Below are 937 nucleotides of genomic sequence, written 5' to 3' on the forward strand. Positions count from 1 at the left end.
ACGATCTGGTCTTTGAGTTCGGGGCTGTAGCGGGCCATCGGGCTCTCCATCTGAGGATTCAGGGGAGCGGACAACTATCGTGACATGGGGGGCCTGCGCGTGCTGCTGCTCGCGTTGGTCGTGCTGCGCAAGCGTGACCTGCGCTTGCGTCGTCACGCCGGCACCGACGTCTTGCACATCCGCAGCGACCTGCTGCTGGATGCGCGCGCGCACCTGCGCGTGGTGGTGCTGCTGTGCGAGATGCTCCTGCTGCACGCGCTCCTGGCGCTCCTGCGCAATGCTGGCTGCTTGCATCCGTGCCTGCACGTCCAGCATCAGCTGCGGGCTGGAAGTACCAGCGCCGCCGGAACTTGCACCGTCGCTCGCGCCATCGGCAGTGGACGTTGCAAGGCGCGGATCTGCCAGCGACTCGGGAATCGATCCACGCGATAAAGGCGCCTGCCGCGCCTGCACATCCCGCAGCGCCTGGCGGATCTCTTCGGTGTGGGTGACCGCGACGATGCGGTCTACGCCGTCGGGGCCGCGTTGCAGGTGCGCAACCGGGCTGTCGGCGCCGAAGGTTTCGCCTGGACCACGCTGCAGCTGCAGTGCGCCATCGCCGGTGAGTCCGGCTGTTTCACGCGTGCGCTGAATCGCCAGCTCGATCGCTTCACGCCAGTGCGGCTGTAACTCGGTACCTATCATGCGGTAGCGATACAGCGTCTGCTCGCGCTGCACGTCCTGCGGCGATGGCGGGGTCTGCTGGATGGCGGCAATCGACTGGGCCTGCTCGGCAAGCGCCTGCTGCAGCATCGCGCGCGTGGTCTCCAGCTCCAGCACCCGGTTGGCATCGGGCGAAGTGCCGGGGCTGGTCCACCGGCCTTCGATGTCGCGGTAGTAGCGCTGGCCGTTCGAGGCAGTCAACGCATCCGGATCCGGCAACGCCTGCTGGACGGCC

At 67.4% G+C, this 937-nt stretch carries 1 pseudogene; it reads right to left on the reverse strand.

Annotated features, from left to right (window positions below):
- Positions 1-93 precede the first annotated feature (93 nt).
- A pseudogene (locus XcuCFBP2542_RS18935) lies at positions 94-937 on the reverse strand (hypothetical protein); the annotation flags it as partial.

This window comes from Xanthomonas cucurbitae, assembly GCF_002939885.1.
In the GTDB taxonomy this organism is placed as follows: Bacteria; Pseudomonadota; Gammaproteobacteria; order Xanthomonadales; family Xanthomonadaceae; genus Xanthomonas; species Xanthomonas cucurbitae.